Raw genomic sequence first — 15,944 nt, 5'->3', positions numbered from 1 at the left:
AACCAGTATAGGCTGAACAATTTTGTTATATCCTAAAATACTGGTTTCAATTTGATAGTAGCCTTTGGGAAGCCTAATTTTAAAATAACCTGTTTCATTAGTGATTGTACTACGAGAGCGATCTGAAACATAGATAGCAACATCTTCAATGGGCAGATTATTTTCTGAATTTAATACAAAACCCGAAATTGTATAAAACTTTTTATTTGTTGAATTATCCTCTTTACCAATACTAATTATCTCTTTCCCCGAAGGTCTTGATTTTATAAGTTTAGCATATTCTTCCTTAAACATGGGTGCTTCAGGAGGATTATTATCTTTGCTATCCAGGGAATCCTGGAAAAAATTTTCAGATAAAGTAGGAATTATCTTGGTGTTATTGGTAAGTATAACTTTTTGGCCATCTAGAAAATAATTTAAAGTAGTCTGCTTGAGAAGACTATCTAAAACTACATGAATGGCTTCATTTTTATAGTCTCCCTCGTAGAGTTTAGTTCCTAACCACTTCGTTTCATAGTAGAAAATATAATTAGAATTATCTTCTATTAAAGAAATTACCTGCTGAAGTGATTGGTTTTTAAATTCAATATTTATCTTTTTATTGTTTTGGCCATTAGCCTTTGATAAACCTAAGATTATGAATAGAATAATTGAACTTTTTATGATAAATGTCATATGGGTTTAGAGCGTATAATTCTATTGGTTCCTTTTCAAATATTTTAATAGTCTTACTAAATATAATTTAAAGGTATCATTCTTATTTTGTGCATTAAATTTCGGATAAGATTGTAATATTACGGTATCTTTGTTGAAGAGCTTTTTAACATCTTTAAGGGTGCTAATTTCGGTTAAAATATCATTGGCTTTTATAAAATAGGATTCTTTATAATTAAAAATGTAATAACTAAATTTATTTCCATTCCTCTTTTTAGGTATTTTAGTGTGTTTAACTAAAAACACTACGTTTTCATCTTTATAAGCTTCTTCATAAAAACCTTTTTCTAAAGTTTCATTAGCATTATAAAAAACAAAATGCCTATTTCTAAAATCGAAGTTTTGTACTTTTTCCTGGATTAATTGAACATCAAAAAAATTAAATTTTCCTGTAGACATAATTATAACCTGATCATCTACTAGATCATATTTCATATTAATGTTATAATAATCCTGTCCATCATATTGAATATTTCCTATATGATACTGTGGTATTTCTAAATAGCGAAAATTTTCCTGATTGCTACGATATAAATCTTCAAATTGAACCCCATTATAAATTAATTGGTCACTAATACCTAAAATGGAATCAAAATAAGTAGTATAATTTATTCTCTCAGAATTCTGAGAAAAAGCAATTAAAGGAATAAATATTATGAAGTATAAAGATTTAATAAAAGTTGAATTTATATTTCTAAGTAACAAAAAATAACTAAAAGTACATAATTAATTATGCTTGATATTTTTCAAAAACCTAAGGAAAATTAAAGACTAAGAACATCTGCTGATATCTAGCAAACTGAAAATTAATCAACGTGCACGATTTCCAAAAGTGAATTTGCCAGTCATTGTCCTCTGAGAATATAATTTTGCATACGTATCAAGTTATACTCTGCTAATGTCAAAATGATTTTCCACCTGGAGAACCAATATCTTACATTTTAATAATGTTTTGGGGCTGAAGAAAAAAATTACCATACTTTCATCTCCTTCTAATATCACGTGCAAGACTTACACAAAAATAAAATTACAGAATATCAAACTGCTTCAATACGTTCTATTCTGATTGTGAGTTAATCGTGAGTTCAAAAAACTGGATCTGCGTGAAACCATACTAATACTGGGGTTTCGAGCGTTTTAAAAGCGCTCTGCCACCCCGACGAACCTTATCGAAAAAGGATATAAAAACACTGTTAATCTATTGATTTTCAGTGTTTTTTATTTTTACTGATTCAATTGATATCAAATGAATTCATCCATTTCAGTGAATGATTCGGTGAATATTTTCTTTCCATGAATTTACTATCTTAGAAGAACATTTCGGTTGATTTGACTTTCGTCTTTGTAACTATTGTTTCATTTAAAAGACGCTTGAAATGCAAGATTATACAACCTTTTCCGTTCTTTTCTTTACAAGAAAACTGAACAAAAATTCAAATGATCTATCCATCTACGCCAGGATTACCGTAAATGGTAAATGCTCTGAAATGAGTCTTAAAAGAAAGACTTCAGTGAATGAATGGGATAATTCCAAAGGAAGACTTAAAGGAACTACGTCCAGAATTAAAAAACTAAACAGCTATCTTGACCAGGTGTATTCTCAGCTATTTGATAACCATAAGAAACTTCTGGACAAAGATAACCTCATTACTGCTGTAAAAATAAAAGCTTCCTACCTAGGCTTGGATGAGGATCATAAAACCATTAAGGACATCGTAAAAATTCCGCTGCTCAATCCTGCTAAAGCAATTATAAAAAAATGTAAGGAACAGCGTTTAGAAGAAGCAAAGGAAGTTTTTCCGGTTATTTCCAACCAGAAGACACAAACAAGTACCTGAAAGAAGTCATGGATTCTATTGGCATCAGAAAGAAAAGGACTTTCATTCTTCCGGTACACTTTTGCTACAGTAGTGACTCTTTCCTCACGGAATTGTTTTTTTGGTTAGACAGTTAAAATGCTTCATCTGCCAGTTCTTTATTTACAATCGCTCCTGTAAAATTTCCACTGGATACGGCATTGGCAACCGAGCGCATCATTGTTGCACAATCCCCACAGGCAAAAATCCCCTCGGTTGTAGTTTTATGGAAAGAGTTCGTAGTAATATGTCCTCCCTTTGTAAATTCGCATCCTAATGAAGCAGGAATTGCCGAATGTTGCATAAAAGGAATTGCAGCATAAAGGGCATCCAAAGGTAATTGTCTACCATCACTAAAAATCACATTCTTAAGATGTCCACTTTCGTGATCTATTTCCTGAATTTCAGTTTCTATTATTTTAATTTTATGCTTTTCCAGTTTTTGGATTTGGCTTTCATTAAAATTTGCTTTTCCCGTAGTTAGAATGCTTAGACTTTTGGTAAGATTTATTACTAAGGAAGCCAGGTGCACGGCATTCTCCCCGTTAGCCATTATTCCTGTCTTTTGTCCTTTAAATTCATAACCGTGACAATACGGACAATGAATTACAGAAATCCCCCAGCATTCGGAAAATCCATTAATATTCGGGATAATATCTTTTACTCCGGTTGCAAAAATGAGCTTTCTACATTTATAATCTTCCCCTTCCGGCGTGGTTATTTGAAAACCATTTTCTAATTTTTCTCCCTTTACCGCAGTTGCGTTAACCATCTTTACACTGCTGTATTTTAAAACCTGCGCTTTAGCTTCTGCAATGACGTCACCAGGTTCTCTGCCGTCTTGTGTAATAAAATTGTGAGAATAAGGTGTTTGCCTGTTACAGGGCAATCCATTGTCTATTATTAAAACATTTCGCAATGAGCGGCCCAAAGCCAATGCTGCGGAAAGCCCAGCATAACTTCCTCCAACTATTATAACTTCAAAATAATTACTAGTACTCATATTTGGCTATTTTCGTAATTGTTGCTAATTTAAAAATCAATGAAAAGCAGCATAATTATTCAGATAAAGTGATCTCCCGGGTAACATCATTGTACGCACCATCCACTACATTCCCCTGGACGTCCAGCAACTGCAAACGGATCTTCACTTTTCCTTTTGGCAGTCCATTAATTACATAAGGAACCCATTCGGATAATATAAATTCCGTATCATTTATGGTGGCTTTTACTTTATTTCCATTTTCTGATAATTCAGTATTTAACAGAAAAAAATCCAATAAAAGATTGTTCGTATCCTTACCGCTATATTCTCCTTTGGGACGACTATAGATCAAGGTTGGCTTACTTAAATCTACTTTATCCCCTGCATCTTTTTCTGTGCCTATTTGAAAAGTTTTGGCTACAAAAGAATTCATATTCTTAACAGATTCATGATAAGAACGGCTTAAAAATGCCACAATATTGTGAGTGCCTTCGGAAAAATCTTTCTGAAATTGAGGTTCATAGTGAGCCGCGTACGGATCGTTATCGACAATAAAATGAATATGCTGCCCTTTTTCTGAATTGGCTAATTTTGAGGCTAAAGGACTATCTGTTTGTTTTCCGAGTTCATAATCCTGTACCTCGAAATTAAAATTCAGGGAAGTATCATTCACTTCTGATGTTTCAGGTTCCAATAGTTTAAGGCTTGCTCCTGGATAAGAAGTAGAACCTTCTAATTTCTCCAATGTTATAGAATTCTTTTCCTGGGAACTTTCAGGAACATCTTTTTTAGATTGTGTGCTGTTTTCTTCTGCATTTTTACAGGAAAAAACCGTTACCGATAATAGTAACAGGCTTAATTGGAATACATTTTTTACTTTCATTACAAAACGTTATGGTTGATTATCATTAAATTTCCAAACTGATTTCTTCCCGGAATTGATAATTTCAAATCGGCCAAAATTCAGGCTGGTGGAATCTTCTCTATTCAATTTGCAGTGGATATTTTTAATATAGCTTTTCTCCAGTTCTGGATCCAAGGCCAGCATCAAATCAATATCGTTTAATCTAACTTTAAAGCTTCCTTTATTCTGAATTAACTGTTGGTTCAACAAATGCAGTTCATTAACTATCCTTAAAAAATCTGCTTTAGTACAAATCAGTTCTATAGCTGTAATAGCCTGAAAAAGCTTTTCATCATCATAAACAGGCTCTAAAAATTCGGAACGCTCATATTTCGAGGATTTCTTATTATACAAGGCATTAATAAATCCTGGATTATAGTAGGAATACCAGGTATAGAGCTCGGTAGCTATGCTCCCGGTAGTAAAAAATGGCTGATACCAGATAACATCTTCTCCATTAATATTATAAGTAGTGGTGTCACTTGCCGTTAGAAATTTTCCTGACTTTTTAGAAATGTTGAGTTCCTGGCCAACGTGAAAATCTTTATCATTATCTAGTAAAAAGCCAATCCCATTCCTGCCTACAGGCTCTCCAAAACTATTATCAGGTCCCAGGATTTCAATATAATGCTCTTCCCCTCTTATGTAAAATGAAGAAGTGTGGCTTTCTACCATATCAAAATCTGGCAAACCATTATCTATGCTGGCGTAGGAGTCCTGAAGAAATTTGCTCCTTTTTAAATTAGAGTAAGTTGAACTATCTAAAGTTATATAAAAATGATCCAAAACTACCGGGGTGCTATTATTGTTAAGGGCAGCATCAATCTCATCGTAAGCTATCTCATATTCTGTTTTCTCCTCTGTTTTTTGATTACAACCCATTAGTAAGAAAGCTAGTACGCAACTAATCATGTTTTTTATTGAAAATAAACCGTGATTCTTTAGAAAGTCGGAAGCATGCAAGAAAACCCTCATATATGTAATATTATACTGAACAGTTGGAAGAATTTTTTACACCTCTGAATGCTTTAGCTTATTCTTGTAGTGCATGTGCTTTAAGTTTATTAAATGCCCTATAATTAATCCAAAAGAACCAATTTTGGTAAATTCTATATGGTAAGAAGTAAGGATGGAAATAACGGTACCCGCCAATACAATACCTATCGATACCCATAACATCAAAAGAATGCTCTTAGGTTGCTCTTTCCGGCTAATTTTATAAACTATTCCAAATCCTAATAAAGCAAGAAACAGGTCTATATAGTGATCATGGCCAGAGCCCAAAGGTATAAAGGTTAAAAAAGGAAGAACAGTACAATGTATTGCACATAAAGCTGCGCCCAATATTCCTGCAAGATCTAAAAGTTTCTTCTTTAATTTCATCTTCTTTGTTTTCAACAAATATAGATAAATTATTAAAGCAACTTTGTTGCTTTAAAGAAATCTTTTTATTCTTATTCGCCATCTTAAACTTATTAAAGAATGGCTTCAATAGTAACTTAGGAGTTATTGCACTTTTTACAAGTTCCTATAATAAGAAATTGAGTTTCCTCTATATGGTATCCATCCAGGTTTGGAACCTGTACTTTTTCGGGGAGGCATTCTACTTCCCCGCAATTATTGCATTGAAAATGCAAATGATTATGGAAAACGCCTTTATGCCCTTCTTTGCAATTTTCACAAAACGCATAGTATGCTTTGCCATCCTGCCCGGTTATAAAATGCACATTACCAGATGCAACAAACCTTTCCAACATTCTATAAACGGTGGTTTTATTGATCTTGCCCGTAATCCCTGCCCTAATTTCATCTGCAGTTAGTGCTGTATTGGAATCTTTGAGATATTGAAGCACCGCCTTTTGATGTTGCGTATTACGTGTATTTCTAATTGTTTCCATAAAATTGAGTAATCTTCATCTCTATAAAAATTAGACTTTCTATCTAACAAATTTACAAATTAGATTTTAGAATACTTATTTGACCTCCTCCCGATAAACTGGGCCTTTTAAAAGTAGAGTATTCTGAGCAAATAATTATTTAACTTTAACTAGATTATTTGCTTATGAAACGATCAAAATTTACAGAGTCGCAAATTGTTTTTGCCATCAAACAGGTAGAGACCGGCACGCGTTTATCGGAAGTATGTCGCAAGATGGGTATCAGCGAAGCCGAATTTTACAGCTGGAAGAAGAAATATGGAGGATTAGGGGTTTCTGAATTGCGCAGGCTTAAGAGTTTAGAGGAGGAAAATTCTCAATTAAAAAAGCTTGTGGCTGATTTAAGTCTGGATAAACAGATGCTCCAGGATGTATTGAAAAAAAGTTTTAAGACCAGCTAAACGGCGGGAGTTGATCGGTAATATTCGAATGGAGTATGATATATCCATTAATCGCTGTTGTCACTTAGTGCTGCTCTCCAAGGGTGTTTTCTATTACAAAAGTATTGGACGTGGTGACGAATTGCTTCGTATGCGAATGAGGGAGATCGACGCGACACGGGTTCGTTACGGTTTCTGGAGGATCTATATCCTCTTGCGCCGTGAAGGCTTTCTGGATAACCATAAAAGGGTGTATAGGGTCTATTGTGAAGAAGGGCTCAATCTAGGGGCAAAACGTCCAAAAAGGCATCGTTCCGCAGCCAATAGAAAACCTACTGAAGGCAATGCCTCTAGTTTACACGAATGCTGGAACATGGATTTTGTTTGTGATCAGCTGTATGATGGGTCCCGGTTTAGGGCCTTAACTATAGTGGATAATTATAGTCGGAAATGTCTTGCGATCTACGCTGGAAAATCATTAAAAGGAAGTGATGTGGTACAAGTAATGGAAAGTGTTACCTTTGAGAATAAACAAAATCCAAAAAGAATAAAGGTAGATAACGGAAGTGAGTTTATTAGTAAAGTATTGGATAAATGGGCTTACGAAGGCAAAATTGAACTGGACTTCTCAAGACCTGGAAAACCTACTGATAATCCTTTCATTGAAAGCTTTAACGGGTCTTTCAGGGATGAATGTCTCAATGTAAATTGGTTCTTTTCCATAGAAGATGCCCAAGAGAAATTTGACCATTGGAGAGAAGACTATAATAGTTTTAGACCACATAGTTCATTGGAGGATATGTCTCCCAATGAGTACATCGAAAAGAAAGAAAATAGCTCAGATTTTCTACTTTTAACCAGTTCGTAAATCGGGAGGAGGTCAAAGAAACCTCCACCAATTATATTACAGGTTAGAAATAAAGCGTTTAATGGCGCATGGATTGCAGCACTTAACATTGCCGCGTTCTGGAGGTCACCAAAGACAGGGAAAGCGTGGAGACCTTGCCCAAAAGTTCGAGATCCATCCACAACAGATCGGCAACGGCCGCGGTTAATACAAGTTGCGAATGAGAACTTGAATTTGTCAGTTAAGCCAGAAATTTATTAAGTTCTAAAAATATTAAATTTTACTGATTCCGTTGAGTTAATTTAACCTTCTAATGCAGAATCTTTATATCATCAAAATAATAGTAATAAGAAATTCAAAAACTTCAGCGCACTCTTGTTGGTAACTGGAAGCGCGAATTCCTTAAAAGTGCCCAGAACGTATTTCGGTAAGTGAAAAGAAAAGTCTAAAGACCCAGGCTGAGGAAAAAGAAGAAAAGAAGATGCCGTTTAGCCCTATCTGTTCAGGGGACTGATGGAAAAAGAAGAGCTATTGACAATATATTATAGGTCGGTTCTGGAGAACTATTAAATATGATAATATCTATCTGCTAAGCCTGAAACCCCAACAGATCGATCTATATCAAAGCTGTAAAGAATTTATTGAATACTATATAAATTTAGAAGGCATCATTCCTCAAGAGAAGATCTGCCACCAAGGGTAGCTTATAAACAAGCAGCATGAATATCTTCAAAAAAATTACATTTGAACAATAAAATGTCCAAAGCAACTAGACCATCTCAATAGCTAAACACTTCAGATTAATTAACTAATTATTGTTTCTGAATTATATCTTCAAATACGCTGATATCAGTTAATTAACATTCCACAATTCTGGTAGTTTTAGTACTAAATTATCCATGTAATAGAGCATTGCTTAAAGCACAATCAAGCATGGATAAGAAGCCATCTTTTATAACTTTTTCAAAAAAATACAATAGATGCAAAGTTTCGGAATAAAACTATTGAATTTTCCTTTCAGATTTTTACGTTTATCTTAGGGAGAAATTAAAATTTCCAATGAATATAACAGATATAAATGGTACAGTGAAATTAGCCAATGCGGTAGAAATACCATATTTGGGACTGGGAGTGTATAAGGCTCAGGAAGGAAGACAAGTGGAAAATGCTGTAGAAACTGCCCTGCAGATAGGGTATAGGCATATTGATACCGCCAGTATGTACGGAAATGAAATGGGAGTGGGAAAAGCAATTAAAAATTCGGGGATACCAAGAGAAGAAGTTTTTTTGACAACTAAAGTTTGGAATGATGACCAGGGTTATGAATCCACTCTTAGTGCCTTTGAGGTTTCCCTGAAAAATTTGAATATAAATTATATAGATCTTTATCTTATACACTGGCCTGTTCCGCATAAATATATAGAAGCCTGGAAAGCAATGGAGAAACTATATAAAGAAGGAAAAATTAAAGCTATAGGAGTTTGCAATTGTATGCCCCATCATATAGAAGCTCTTAAAGAAAATTGTGAAATTGTTCCCATGGTCCTGCAGAATGAATTTCACCCGAGACTTGTTCAACAGGAGTTGCTTAGTTACTGCCATAATAATAAAATTCAATATGAAGCATGGTCACCATTAATGAGAGGAAGAATTCTTGAAAATGAGCAATTAAAAAAAATTGCGCAAAATTATGACAAAACTGTAGCACAGGTAATTGTGAGGTGGGATTTACAAAAAGGAGTGGTAACAATTCCTAAAAGTGTACATGGAGAACGAATAAAAGAAAATGGTGATGTTTTTGATTTTGAACTTTCTTCCAAAGAAATACAATTAATTGATAATCTGGACAAAGAAGAAAGAACCGGTGCCCATCCCGATAACTTCATGGAACACTTTGGCAATTAAATTAAAACAAAAGCTAAATTCTCTTTGGAAAATTATAAATAAGCTGTTTAATTTGCACTTCCAAAATTGGGGTGTGGCCCTTCGACAAGCTCAGGATAAACTGCACCACCATGTGCGATTGGAGTAACGAGAAACCATTTTATAGTAAATATTCTTATTTGCTAATTTAATTTCGGGATGTGGCGCAGTCTGGTAGCGTATACGTCTGGGGGGCGTAGGGTCGCAGGTTCAAATCCTGTCATCCCGACTGAAAATTTATCAGATCAATTAAAAAACCTTGATAATACTTAAATTATCAAGGTTTTACTTTTAGTAACCTACAGGAAATTTACTTAATAAAGTAGAATAAATAAAATTATTATTCCAAAGCAACTATTGACCTCTCCTTAATCCCGACGAAACCTTTCCTGGTTTTAAATTTTCTTCCATACCACAATAAGAATCCGGTTATTAGTAAAGATGCACAAAACAAACTAATAAAAAAGCTAAAATTTTACCGGGTAAACCACCAATCGCACCTACATGAATATCCTAATTCATACGAAGAATTTTATCTGAGACTCCCGCTTCTTCATATAGTCCATAAATACTTGTCGTTTTGATTTCAGAAAGATCATTTTGATCATAAAACCGGTAATCCGAATCATATTAGAGTCCATCACTGTTGCTTACTTCAACATAAAAACTATGGATATTATCATTCTGATAATGAATCCCGTAATTATCTGCAGCAGGAAATTTTTGTTTCAGCATAGGTATAATTTTTCTGATTGATTCCTGCCCATTTTTAAAATTAACTGCTTCCTTTTTATTTTCAGGAATTACAAAAGCGACATCCTTTTCTCCTCCAATAGATTTATAGTAAGATTCCCGAAAGCTATCAAAGGCCATAACAAGACCTGTAAAAATGAAAACTATTGTATTAAATCCTAATAAGATATAATTAGCTGCATGTAACGACTTCTTAACTTAAGTCTTCATGTAAAGAAATGGTTAAATAATAGTAAAACATTTTTATTTAATAGTAATACTATTACTTTTACATGAAATACTTAGCAATGGATGATCTATTGAAGAATTTACAGATTTCGGTAAGTAGTAATCTTTACCTAAAGGACCCTGAATCCAGTGAACTTGGAAGAAAAATAATTGGAATGGGAATTATTCTGATTGATAAAGTAGGTTTCGAAAAGTTTACTTTTAAAAAGCTCGGAGAAAAAATTCAGTCAAATGAAAGTTCTGTTTATCGATATTTTGAAAATAAGCACAGTTTTCTGGTTTACATTACAAACTGGTTTTGGGGATGGAAGGGATATCAACTGGCTCTTTCTACCTATGGAATAGATAATGTGGAAAAAAAGCTTTTAAAGGCAGTAGAAGTTATAGCTCACCCGGTGGAGGAAGATATGCGCTTTAAACACATTAATGAAGTGGCTTTAAACAACATAATTATCAATGAATCTTCTAAATCATACCTAACTAAGAAAGTAGATGAAGAAAATGAACATGGCCATTTCATCCTTTATAAAAATCTGGTGAACAGGATAAGCAAAATGATTAGTGAAGTAGATCCGGATTATCAATATCCTTTTAGTCTTGCCACAACTATAATAGATGGTTCATTACATCAACATTTTCTCAGTAAACATTTCTCCAGCATTTCAGATTGTACTCATGAAATTACTCCATCAATTTATTTTAAAAATATGGTATCAAGCCTTTTAAACACAAAAAATGGAAAATAAACTTACACCCTTTCAACGATTTGTAGGGCTCTTGAAGTTAGAAAGAAAGGATTTTCTTCAAATTATATATTACGCCATATTCGCCGGCCTGGTGAGTCTTTCTGTCCCCTTAGGTATTCAGGCTATTGTAAACCTAATGCAGGGAGCCAGGATTTCCACCTCCTGGATCGTTTTGGTTATTGTTGTGACCATTGGAGTAGGCTTTGTTGGTGTACTACAGTTAATGCAGATAAGGATTTTAGAAAATGTTCAGCAAAAAATATTTACAAGGGCTTCTTTTGAATTTATCTATCGTTTTCCAAAGATAAAAATGGACCAGCTCAAAAATTTCTATCCCCCCGAACTTGCGAATAGATTCTTTGATGTGTTAATCATCCAAAAAGGACTTTCCAAAGTATTTATTGATTTTCCCGCAGCACTCACACAGGTCGTTTTTGGATTGATTCTACTTTCATTATACCACCCATTCTTTATTATATATGGTATTTTATTGGTACTGTTAATTTATATAGGTTTTAAAATTACCGGTAAAAAAGGTCTTGATGCCAGTATATCCGAATCAAAATATAAATACCGCATTGCACACTGGATCCAGGAAGTAGCCAGAACATTGGTTAGTTTTAAAATATCTGGACGTACCAATTTGGCAATTTCCAGGAACGACAGGATGTTGAGTGAATATCTTGATGCCCGGGAAGGACATTTCCAGGTATTACGTATACAATTTGTACAGCTTATTATTTTCAAGGTACTGGTCACTGGTGGGTTGCTGGCCATTGGCGGAATGCTTGTATTGAATCAGCAAATGAACATCGGTCAGTTTGTTGCTGCGGAAATTATTATACTTCTAATCATAGGTTCAGTGGAAAAAATTATTCTGGGACTGGAATCTTTTTATGATATTCTTACCTCCCTTGAGAAAATGGGGCAGGTGGTTGATAAGGAATTAGAAGATCAAACCGGAGAAGAACCCTTCCAGGTGGGGGTACCACTTACTGTTGAACTCGATAATGTAAATTATAGAGGCTTCAACAACGAAAAAATTTTGAAGAATGTTAATCTCACAGTAAATCCTAATGATAAAATACTTTTAAAAGGAATTAACGGAGCCGGAAAATCAACTTTACTAAAATTGGTAGCCGGACTCATTCAACCAGCCAGCGGTGATGTTTATGTTAACGATATTTCCCTCAAAAACATCAAATTAAGTCATTACCGTGCACTTCTTGGTCATTCTATTACAGAAGAGTCTCCTTTTGAAGGTACTTTGCTTGAAAATATCACATTGGGTGATAAAAATATCTCAAAGCAGGTAATACAATGGGCTTTGGAGAATACAGGATTACTTGGTTTTGTTAAGCAACAGCCAAAAGGTTTAAATACTATGATTTATCCTGAAGGAATTCAGGTGCCTTATTCTATATCCAGAAAAATAATATTGGCCCGTAGTATAGTAAAGCGGCCATCGCTTTTAATCCTGAATGACCCACTTGATCAACTTGATCCTGATGAAAAAGATAAAATTTTAAAATTTCTTTTTAGTAAGGAGCATAATTGGTCAATTATTGTAGCAAGCAATGATGAAAAATGGGAAAAGTATTGCAACAGAATAATTAGAATCGAAAAAGGAAAAATAATATAACACGCCTTAAAAATGTTGAATATAACTAATAATAAACTGCACGAAAAAGTAGATCTTTTGCAGTATGAGGCCGGAAAAAAGGTGTTCAATGAACGTAACCAGAAATATTTTAACCGATTTCTGATCGCCTTCGGAATAATACTAATATTAATATTATTTCTACCCTGGACGCAAACTGTGGCGGGAACAGGATATGTAACCACCCTAACACCAGATCAACGCCCTCAAACCATTCAATCTCCCATTCCCGGAAGAATTGAAAAATGGTATATTAACGAAGGGGATTATGTAGAAAAAGGAGATACGATCCTGCACATTTCTGAAGTTAAAAATGAATATTTCGATCCAAAACTTGTAGACCGCACCGGAGATCAGATTAAAGTAAAGGAAAGTTCCCAGGATTCTTACAAGAATAAAATTCAGTTCTTAACGAATCAGATTGATGCCCTGCAACAGGAAAAAAGCTTAAAGATTGACCAGGCACAGAATAAATTAGAACAAAGTAAATTGAAGTTCCGCAGTGATAGTATAGATCTTGAAGCTGCCAAAACTAATCTTGAAATAGCCGAGAGACAATTTGAACGCGCGAGAACTCTTAATGAAGAAGGCCTAAAGTCTACTACAGACCTTGAAAATTTCCGATTAAAACTACAGGAAACCCAGGCCAAAAGAGTAGCACAGGAGAATAAAGTACTTGCATCTAAGAACGAAATTATAAATTCCCGTATAGAATTAAACCGGATTGAAGCAGAATACAATGAAAAGGTTTCAAAAACCCAGAGCGATCGGTCTTCTGCGGAAAGTGCTTTGTATCAAACCCAGGCCGATATTAGTAAACTAGAAACGTCTTATGCCAATTACGACACTCGTAGAGGCTTATATTATATTAAGGCACCACAATCGGGATATATTAATAAAGCTATTAAAGCCGGAATAGGCGAAAGTTTTAAAGAAGGAGAACCACTTGTAGGTATTATGCCTTCAAATTATGACATTGCCGTAGAAACTTATGTTGCAGCCATAGACATGCCATTGCTTCATATAGGAGAGGAAGTTAGGGTGCAATTCGATGGCTGGCCTGCAATTGTCTTTAGCGGGTGGCCCAATAGTTCCTATGGAACATACGGAGCAAATATTGTTGCTATAGAAAATTTTATTAGTGCTAACGGCAAATATCGGGTATTACTGGCACCCAATGAGGAAGATTACCAATGGCCGGAAGATATACGAATTGGTGCCGGGGCTTCAACTTTAGCATTATTGGAGGAAGTACCCATTTGGTATGAAATATGGCGACAATTAAATGGTTTTCCTCCAAATTATTATACTCCTGAAAGTGCGACAAAAACCAAAGAATCCAAATAATGAAAAAACTGTTTTTTGTTATATGTATATTGGCAGTTCAAATTTCCTTATGCCAGGAAAATAATATCTCAAAACTTGAATTTTCAGAGTATTTAGCTATAGTAAAGAAATACCATCCATTGGTAAAGCAAGCCGGACTGGTTGTTGATGAAGCTAATTTCAAATTATTGAAGGCAAGGGGTGCTTTTGACCCAAAAATTGAAGCGGAACTTTCTGAAAAAAAATTTAAATCTACAGACTACTATAACTTATTTAATTCTGCATTCAAAATTCCAACATATTATGGCCTGGAATTAAATGCAAAATACGAAGAGAATTCCGGAGAGTATTTAAATCCTCAAAATAAAGTTCCTGACGGCGGACTCTACTCGGCAGGTATATCATTAGATATTACCAATGGCTTGTTTATGAGTGAACGCATGGCGGCCCTTCGGAAAGCAAAAATTTACCGTAATCAGTCACAGTTAAAGCAAAGTCTTCTAACTGCAGAAATATTATATGATGCTTCAACAGCCTATTTTAACTGGTACGCAGCCTATGAAGAGCTTTTACTTTATCAAAATTTTCTTAGGAATGCAGAATTTAGGCTGCGCTCTGTTAAAACTCAATTTAGGGCCGGAGATAAACCTGCAGTAGATACACTGGAGGCTAATATTACTATGGAAAACCGGGAAATTCAGTTACAACAAGCTGAGCTGGATTATTACAAAGCTTCTTTAAAATTATCTAACTATTTATGGATTGAAAATAATATTCCTTTAGAAATAACTTCTGAAGTCATCCCAAATAAAGCCTTGTTTGAAGAAGTTAATGAAATGTGGCTGGAAAATGAAATTACTGCCACTAATAATATTGAAGAAAATCCAAAGCTGATTATATTGCAGTATAATATTGAAATGATGGAAGTTGAGAGGAGATTAAGAGCTAATAAACTTTTGCCTAACCTGGATTTAAGCTATAATTTTCTTACCAGTGAGCCTGAAGAATGGCAAAGACTTAATACCAATAATTATAAATTTGGATTTAACTTAAGCCTACCCTTGTTTCTGAGAAAAGAACGTGGAGATCTACAATTAGCTAAAATAGAATTAGAAAATTCAAAATATGAACTTATTAATGCTAATCAGGAAATAGCGAATAAATTAGAGTCCCTTCAAAATGAGATAATTTCATTTAGGAACCAACGTTTAAAAATGGATAATCTGGTCTCAGATTATAGAAGTCTGGTATCCGCTGAACAGCGAAAATTCGAACTCGGAGATAGTTCTTTATTCCTGGTAAACAACAGGGAAAATTCATTTATTTCTGCTAAATTAAAAGAAATTGAAATCATCTTAAAATACTTAAAAAGCCAGGCAGAATTGTTGAAGATAACTACTAACTTTTAAAAGTTTGTATCATTGGTTACTATATAAATCAACTTCCGGCAATCAATGAGGAGATGTCCAGTACAGCAGGATATAATTAAAGTAAGTTGTTAGGGAATGTTTATACTCTAAACCAGGTCTCAAACTTGCTCCAGCTTTAGAAAAATTTATTACTAAAAATTACTGTATATTCCTGTGAAAAAGAGAAGAAGAAAAAGTACAAACCGTCGCCAAATGAATAAAACTTAACTATGGATCATTGTGAACTTCAAAAGAGAATTACGAATGTGCAGAATC

Annotated in this window: 15 protein-coding genes and 1 tRNA gene; 8 read left to right on the top strand and 8 right to left on the bottom strand. The window is 34.2% G+C overall.

Annotation, left to right across the window (positions count from 1 at the left end; all coding sequences use genetic code 11):
• Positions 1-675: carboxypeptidase-like regulatory domain-containing protein (locus tag RM539_RS19230; RefSeq protein ID WP_311505048.1), on the bottom strand; the 675-nt coding region annotated here is incomplete at its 3' end.
• A 21-nt stretch (positions 676-696) separates the two neighbouring features.
• Positions 697-1,419: a hypothetical protein gene (locus tag RM539_RS19225; RefSeq protein ID WP_311505047.1), complete on the bottom strand. Its 723-nt coding sequence runs from the start codon at positions 1,417-1,419 to the stop codon at positions 697-699.
• 671 nt (positions 1,420-2,090) lie between these two features.
• Between RM539_RS19225 and RM539_RS19220 the strand changes: the two genes are divergently transcribed.
• The gene (locus tag RM539_RS19220) at positions 2,091-2,552 is read left to right on the top strand and encodes a hypothetical protein (RefSeq protein ID WP_311505046.1); all 462 of its coding nucleotides are present in this window, start codon (positions 2,091-2,093) and stop codon (positions 2,550-2,552) included.
• Positions 2,553-2,664: 112 nt separating this feature from the next.
• Here RM539_RS19220 and RM539_RS19215 read toward each other — a convergent pair whose 3' ends face one another.
• From RM539_RS19215 to RM539_RS19195, 5 genes are all read right to left on the bottom strand, one after another.
• Positions 2,665-3,573 carry an NAD(P)/FAD-dependent oxidoreductase gene (locus tag RM539_RS19215; RefSeq protein ID WP_311505045.1) on the bottom strand — a complete coding sequence of 303 codons (909 nt, stop codon included), beginning with the start codon at positions 3,571-3,573 and terminating at the stop codon, positions 2,665-2,667.
• Between the two features lie 55 nt (positions 3,574-3,628).
• A complete protein-coding gene (locus RM539_RS19210) occupies positions 3,629-4,438 on the bottom strand; it encodes a hypothetical protein (protein WP_311505044.1) in 810 nt (269 codons plus the stop codon).
• Between the two features lie 9 nt (positions 4,439-4,447).
• On the bottom strand, positions 4,448-5,341 hold the full coding sequence (locus RM539_RS19205; RefSeq protein WP_311505043.1) for a DUF5829 family protein: 894 nt from the start codon (positions 5,339-5,341) through the stop codon (positions 4,448-4,450).
• Between the two features lie 129 nt (positions 5,342-5,470).
• Entirely contained in the window at positions 5,471-5,842 is a 372-nt protein-coding gene (locus RM539_RS19200; protein ID WP_311505042.1) for a MerC domain-containing protein, read from the bottom strand.
• A gap of 116 nt (positions 5,843-5,958) precedes the next feature.
• Positions 5,959-6,357 (bottom strand): Fur family transcriptional regulator, encoded by a 399-nt coding sequence (locus RM539_RS19195; RefSeq protein ID WP_311505041.1) that lies wholly within the window; start codon positions 6,355-6,357, stop codon positions 5,959-5,961.
• A 164-nt stretch (positions 6,358-6,521) separates the two neighbouring features.
• Here RM539_RS19195 and RM539_RS19190 point away from each other — a divergent pair.
• The 3 genes from RM539_RS19190 (at position 6,522) to RM539_RS19180 (ending at position 9,775) form a co-directional block, all read left to right on the top strand.
• Positions 6,522-7,644 (top strand): IS3 family transposase gene (locus tag RM539_RS19190; protein WP_311505040.1). Its coding sequence is split into 2 segments (ribosomal slippage): positions 6,522-6,775 and positions 6,774-7,644, totalling 1,125 coding nucleotides; the frame shifts between segments, so codons are not numbered across the junction.
• Between the two features lie 1,038 nt (positions 7,645-8,682).
• Positions 8,683-9,528 (top strand): aldo/keto reductase, encoded by an 846-nt coding sequence (locus RM539_RS19185; RefSeq protein ID WP_311505039.1) that lies wholly within the window; start codon positions 8,683-8,685, stop codon positions 9,526-9,528.
• A 173-nt stretch (positions 9,529-9,701) separates the two neighbouring features.
• Positions 9,702-9,775, top strand: a tRNA-Pro gene (locus RM539_RS19180).
• Positions 9,776-10,176: 401 nt separating this feature from the next.
• Here the strand turns inward: RM539_RS19180 and RM539_RS19175 are convergent.
• Positions 10,177-10,419: a hypothetical protein gene (locus tag RM539_RS19175; RefSeq protein WP_311505038.1), complete on the bottom strand. Its 243-nt coding sequence runs from the start codon at positions 10,417-10,419 to the stop codon at positions 10,177-10,179.
• 152 nt (positions 10,420-10,571) lie between these two features.
• Here RM539_RS19175 and RM539_RS19170 point away from each other — a divergent pair, with 152 nt between their 5' ends.
• From RM539_RS19170 to RM539_RS19155, 4 genes are read left to right on the top strand one after another with little or no spacing between them, the layout of a single operon-like run.
• Positions 10,572-11,273, top strand: coding sequence for a TetR/AcrR family transcriptional regulator (locus RM539_RS19170; protein WP_311505037.1), 702 nt, complete (start codon positions 10,572-10,574; stop codon positions 11,271-11,273).
• Positions 11,263-12,915, top strand: coding sequence for a peptidase domain-containing ABC transporter (locus RM539_RS19165; protein ID WP_311505036.1), 1,653 nt, complete (start codon positions 11,263-11,265; stop codon positions 12,913-12,915). The genes RM539_RS19170 and RM539_RS19165 overlap by 11 nt, the downstream gene beginning before the upstream one ends.
• A 12-nt stretch (positions 12,916-12,927) precedes the next feature.
• Positions 12,928-14,280, top strand: coding sequence for an HlyD family secretion protein (locus RM539_RS19160; protein ID WP_311505035.1), 1,353 nt, complete (start codon positions 12,928-12,930; stop codon positions 14,278-14,280).
• A complete protein-coding gene (locus tag RM539_RS19155; protein ID WP_311505034.1) occupies positions 14,280-15,668 on the top strand; it encodes a TolC family protein in 1,389 nt (462 codons plus the stop codon). The genes RM539_RS19160 and RM539_RS19155 overlap by 1 nt, the downstream gene beginning before the upstream one ends.
• The last annotated feature ends 276 nt before the right edge of the window (positions 15,669-15,944 follow it).

The organism is Autumnicola musiva (genome assembly GCF_031846585.1).
Classification (GTDB): domain Bacteria; phylum Bacteroidota; class Bacteroidia; order Flavobacteriales; family Flavobacteriaceae; genus Autumnicola; species Autumnicola musiva.
The sequence above is the reverse complement of the archived record's forward strand: the minus strand, read 5'-3'. Positions and strand labels throughout refer to the sequence as shown.

Excerpts from the sequence above, each read along its gene's own strand:
- RM539_RS19220 (WP_311505046.1), top strand. The coding sequence starts at position 2,091 with ATGCAAGATTATACAACCTTTTCCGTTCTTTTCTTTACAAGAAAACTG.
- RM539_RS19215 (WP_311505045.1), bottom strand. The coding sequence starts at position 3,573 with ATGAGTACTAGTAATTATTTTGAAGTTATAATAGTTGGAGGAAGTTAT.
- RM539_RS19210 (WP_311505044.1), bottom strand. The coding sequence starts at position 4,438 with ATGAAAGTAAAAAATGTATTCCAATTAAGCCTGTTACTATTATCGGTA.
- RM539_RS19205 (WP_311505043.1), bottom strand. The coding sequence starts at position 5,341 with ATGGGTTGTAATCAAAAAACAGAGGAGAAAACAGAATATGAGATAGCT.
- RM539_RS19200 (WP_311505042.1), bottom strand. The coding sequence starts at position 5,842 with ATGAAATTAAAGAAGAAACTTTTAGATCTTGCAGGAATATTGGGCGCA.
- RM539_RS19195 (WP_311505041.1), bottom strand. The coding sequence starts at position 6,357 with ATGGAAACAATTAGAAATACACGTAATACGCAACATCAAAAGGCGGTG.
- RM539_RS19185 (WP_311505039.1), top strand. The coding sequence starts at position 8,683 with ATGAATATAACAGATATAAATGGTACAGTGAAATTAGCCAATGCGGTA.
- RM539_RS19175 (WP_311505038.1), bottom strand. The coding sequence starts at position 10,419 with ATGGCCTTTGATAGCTTTCGGGAATCTTACTATAAATCTATTGGAGGA.
- RM539_RS19170 (WP_311505037.1), top strand. The coding sequence starts at position 10,572 with ATGAAATACTTAGCAATGGATGATCTATTGAAGAATTTACAGATTTCG.
- RM539_RS19165 (WP_311505036.1), top strand. The coding sequence starts at position 11,263 with ATGGAAAATAAACTTACACCCTTTCAACGATTTGTAGGGCTCTTGAAG.
- RM539_RS19160 (WP_311505035.1), top strand. The coding sequence starts at position 12,928 with ATGTTGAATATAACTAATAATAAACTGCACGAAAAAGTAGATCTTTTG.
- RM539_RS19155 (WP_311505034.1), top strand. The coding sequence starts at position 14,280 with ATGAAAAAACTGTTTTTTGTTATATGTATATTGGCAGTTCAAATTTCC.